The sequence below is a fragment of the Paraburkholderia sp. Ac-20347 genome (assembly GCF_017104805.1).
In the GTDB taxonomy this organism is placed as follows: domain Bacteria; phylum Pseudomonadota; class Gammaproteobacteria; order Burkholderiales; family Burkholderiaceae; genus Paraburkholderia; species Paraburkholderia tropica.
Window position 1 is genome coordinate 1 of sequence record NZ_JAAGPN010000448.1, and the last position, 3,830, is coordinate 3,830.

The 3,830-nt window shown below is 66.6% G+C and carries 5 protein-coding genes; 4 read left to right on the forward strand and 1 reads right to left on the reverse strand.

The window, feature by feature from the left end:
- Positions 1 to 178: 178 nt before the first annotated feature.
- Together G3N97_RS37275 and G3N97_RS37280 are read left to right on the forward strand one after the other, a co-directional pair.
- A complete protein-coding gene (locus G3N97_RS37275) occupies positions 179 to 697 on the forward strand; it encodes a sigma-70 family RNA polymerase sigma factor (protein ID WP_205997764.1) in 519 nt (172 codons plus the stop codon).
- Positions 694 to 1,554, forward strand: coding sequence for an anti-sigma factor (locus tag G3N97_RS37280; RefSeq protein ID WP_205997765.1), 861 nt, complete (start codon positions 694 to 696; stop codon positions 1,552 to 1,554). The genes G3N97_RS37275 and G3N97_RS37280 overlap by 4 nt, the downstream gene beginning before the upstream one ends.
- Before the next feature lie 138 nt (positions 1,555 to 1,692).
- Here G3N97_RS37280 and G3N97_RS37285 read toward each other — a convergent pair whose 3' ends face one another.
- The gene (locus G3N97_RS37285) at positions 1,693 to 2,025 is read right to left on the reverse strand and encodes a DUF4148 domain-containing protein (RefSeq protein ID WP_205997766.1); all 333 of its coding nucleotides are present in this window, start codon (positions 2,023 to 2,025) and stop codon (positions 1,693 to 1,695) included.
- 287 nt (positions 2,026 to 2,312) lie between these two features.
- Between G3N97_RS37285 and G3N97_RS37290 the strand changes: the two genes are divergently transcribed.
- Together G3N97_RS37290 and G3N97_RS37295 are read left to right on the forward strand one after the other, a co-directional pair.
- Complete coding sequence (locus G3N97_RS37290; protein ID WP_205997767.1) at positions 2,313 to 3,449, forward strand: transporter; 1,137 nt, start codon at positions 2,313 to 2,315, stop codon at positions 3,447 to 3,449.
- 131 nt (positions 3,450 to 3,580) lie between these two features.
- The coding region (locus G3N97_RS37295) for a hypothetical protein (protein WP_205997768.1) at positions 3,581 to 3,830 on the forward strand (250 nt) is incomplete at its 3' end.

Consider the following 3,830-nt stretch of genomic DNA (forward strand, 5'->3'; position numbering starts at 1 on the left):
GCGCGCCGCGTCGGCACGCTGCGTCTGCTCGGCTGGACCTCGCACGGCACGCGCTGGGTGATCGCGGGCAACGCTGCCACGCACGGCCTGATGCGCGCCGCCGACGTCGCCACGCAGCAGGGCGCCTCGCGTCGCGAGCGCCGCACGCACGAATAAAGAGGGCAGACAAGGATGCAACATGGACATCCGTGACGAACTGATCGATCACGTGCCGCGCCTGAGGCGCTACGCGCGCGCGCTGATCAACAATCGCGAGCTCGCCGACGATCTCGTGCAGGACACGCTCGAACGCGCCCTCGCGCGCACCGAGCTGTTCCGCGCGGGCACCGACCTGCGAGCGTGGCTGTTCACGATCATGCACAACATCTTCGTGAATCAGGTGCGCAAGTCGGCGGCGCGCGGCACGCATGTTTCCGTCGACGACGACAGCGTGCCCGAAACCGACTACGCCGTGCCCGCGACCCAGACCGGCGCGCTCGAAGTGCGCGATCTCGACTTCGCGTTGCAGCGGCTGCCGGTCGAGCAGCGTGAAGTGGTGCTGCTGGTGGGCCTCGAAGAAATGAGTTATGCCGATGTGGCGCTGGCGCTGGACGTCCCCATCGGCACGGTGATGTCGCGGCTGTCGCGAGGACGCGAGCGCCTGCGTGCGCTCATGGCCGGCGCGGTGCCGCGCGCGAATCTGAAGGTGGTGCGATGAGCGAGCAACAAATTCCCGTGACCGAAGACGAAATCCACGCCTACGTGGACGGCACGCTCTCGGAAGCGCGCCGCGCCGACGTCGAGCGCGAGCTCGAACGCAATCCCGAGCTCGCCGCGCGCGTGGGCGACTTCTTTTCGCTGAACAGCCTGCTGCATGAGCGCTTCGACAGCCTGCTCAGCGAGCCGGTGCCCGCGCGTCTGCGCGAGGCGAGCGAAGCGCCCGCGGCCCGCATGGACGCGATGAAAGGGCAGAAAGCGCCGAAGGGGCACACGCGCCCGGCCGCCAACTGGCCGAAGTACGCGGGCATGGCGGCCGCGCTGGTGCTGGGCGTGGGGATCGGCTGGGGCACGCATTACGGCGCGGATTTCATGCCGGGCGCGACCGGTCGCGGCGATGTGCAGACCGCGAGCGCCGACACGACGATGAGCTTCGTCCACGAAGCCGCGCTCGCCCATGTGGTCTACATGCCCGAAGTCGCGCGCCCCGACACCATGAGCGGCCATCAGGAGCAGGACTTCGTGCAATGGCTCGCGAACCGGCTCGGCACCGACGTGCATCCGCCCATGCTCGCGAAAAGCGGTTTCGAGCTGGCGGGCGGCCGTTTGCTGCCCGGTCCCGACGGCGAAGTCGCGCAATTCATGTATCACAACGCGCAGGGCGAACGCGTGACGCTGTGCATCTCGCACCGCAAGACCAGCAGCAACACCACGGCGTTCAAGCTCTACGAAGATGGCCCCGTGAGCGTGTTCTACTGGATCGACGGCGACTTCGGCTATGCGCTGTCCGGCGGCATCGACCACAAGGTGATGCTGCAACTCGCGCACGACGTCTATTCGCAATTGACGCCGCATTGAAGCGGTATTCGTGACGTAGCGGTGCGGATTGCCCGCACCGCTCTTGCCGCGTCATCGCTCGCATGCCAACGCCGACGCCCCGCTCATCGAGAGCGGGGCGTCGGCGTTGCACGGTATCGAACAGCGTCTTTTGTACCTTCAGCTGCCCTGGTAGATATTGCAGAAGCTCGCCGGGCCGACGCACTTTTGCGGTGCGCCCGATTCGCTCGTGCCGGGCATCGGCATGCCCATGCCGCTTTGCGCGACACGCGGTTGTTGCTGTTGTTGCTGCTGCGCGGCCACCTGCTGTGCGAACACGGGACTCACGTCGGGATACGACGTATCGGTCACGAAGCGCGAGCCGTTGTTTTCGGCTTCGATCAACTGCTGGCGCACTTCGGCGCGCGTGAGGCCTTGTGCCGAGGCTTGCGTGACGGCGCCCACCGAAGCGAGTGCGATGAAGGTGGCGAACATGGCGTGGCGGATAGACATTTCGAACTCCTGATGATGTGAGGTTGGTGCGTGGCCGGAATCGATCGTCGTGGATTCATGACGGCCTGCATAGGGATGAACGCATGGCGCGCCGCGCTATTCCGCTCGCGTGTGTATCTTCGTGTAGCGATGTAAGCGGGGCGCCTGGCGAACTCGCCGAAACGCCCATCGGAGTTCGGCCAGCGACATCGGCGCAATATGACGGTTTTGTGTCTTTGCGCGCGTGCGAGCTTGCCCGCGAAAGCACCCGTGTGGCATGCTTGCGGCGATCAAACGGCCACACGACCATGGATCTCGCTTCGTCCATTGCAACTTATGGCGCCGACATGTCGGGCCTGATATGCGGATTCCGCTTCACGCCCGGCCAGCCGGGCCAGCCCGTCACCGGTGAGGAAGTGCTGCGCGGGCTTCAGCACGCGCGCGCCCTGGCCGCCGAGGCCGCTGAAGCGGCGCTCGCCGCCGCCGCGCGCCAGAACACGGACCTTGCGGACCTCGCCACGCCCGATTGCGCGCCGGCGCAACCCGCGCCCAATCCGGCCGACGACGGCGCGTTCTACTGGCTGCACTTCAATCTCGCACATGCTGCGAGCGCCTCGTGGATGCGCTCGCATCTGGATCTGCCCGACGGCTTTTTCGAAATGCTCGTCGAAGGCTCGCATTCCACGCGTATCGAACACATGGACGGCGCGCTGTTCGCGGTCGTCAACGACGTGATGTTCGATTTCGAGCTGACGCCTTCGCAGATCGCCACGCTCTGGTCCTATACGCACGAACGCCTGCTGGTGACGGCGCGCATGAAGCCGTTGCGCTCAATCGACCGTTTGCGCGGCGACGTACGCAACGGCGAGACGTTCCGCTCGCCCGCCGAGCTGCTGATTCATTTGATGCGCGATCAGGCCGATCTGATGGTGGAAATCGTGCGCCGCACGAGCATCGACGTGGATCGCGCCGAAGATCAGTTTCTCGCCTCGCGCCGTTCGAAGAGCCGTCACGAACTGGCCGCGATGCGCCGTATCCTCGTACGATTGCAGCGCATGCTCGCGCCCGAGCCCGGCTCGATCTTCCGTCTGCTCGCGCGCCCGCCGCGCTGGCTGCAACCGCCCGACGTGCAGGATCTGCGCGAGGCGACCGAAGAATTCTCGCTCGTGCTCGGCGACATGGCGGGGCTGGTCGAACGCATCAAGCTCCTGCAGGAAGAGATCGCCGCGCGTCTCGAAGAGCAGAACAACCGCACGCTCTTCACGCTCACGCTGGTGACCGTGCTCGCCTTGCCGATCAACATCGTCGCGGGCTTTTTCGGCATGAACGTGGGCGGCATTCCGCTCGCGGAGAACCGCCACGGTTTCTGGCTGATGGTGCTGGTGGTCGCGAGCTTCACGGCGCTGCTCGGCTGGTGGGTGTTCCGCCGCCGCGGCGACAGCTAGGCGCGCGTGGCGTATCGCGCACACAGGCTGGCGGCCGGAATTTGAGGCCTTATACTACGCGCTCGAACCGCCGGCCCCGCGCCGTTTTGACCCTTTCTAGCCCTTCCAGCCCGTGCTCTAACGCTATGGCCGTGCCTCCGCCATCCGTCGAATCCGCGACCCCGACCACCGCCTCGAAAAGCGGCGGCGCGCGCGTGCGCGGCATCGACGATGGCGCGTTGTCCGGCGCGCATGAAGTCCTTCATGACGACGCTCGCGAAGCCCCGCTCGACGCCTTGATGCGCGTGATCGCGCGCCACTTCAACGTGGCGTCGGCCTGCGTGCTGCCGGGCCACGCGCGCGACGGCGCGCACGCGGGCGCGTGGCTGGGCGAGGGCGTCG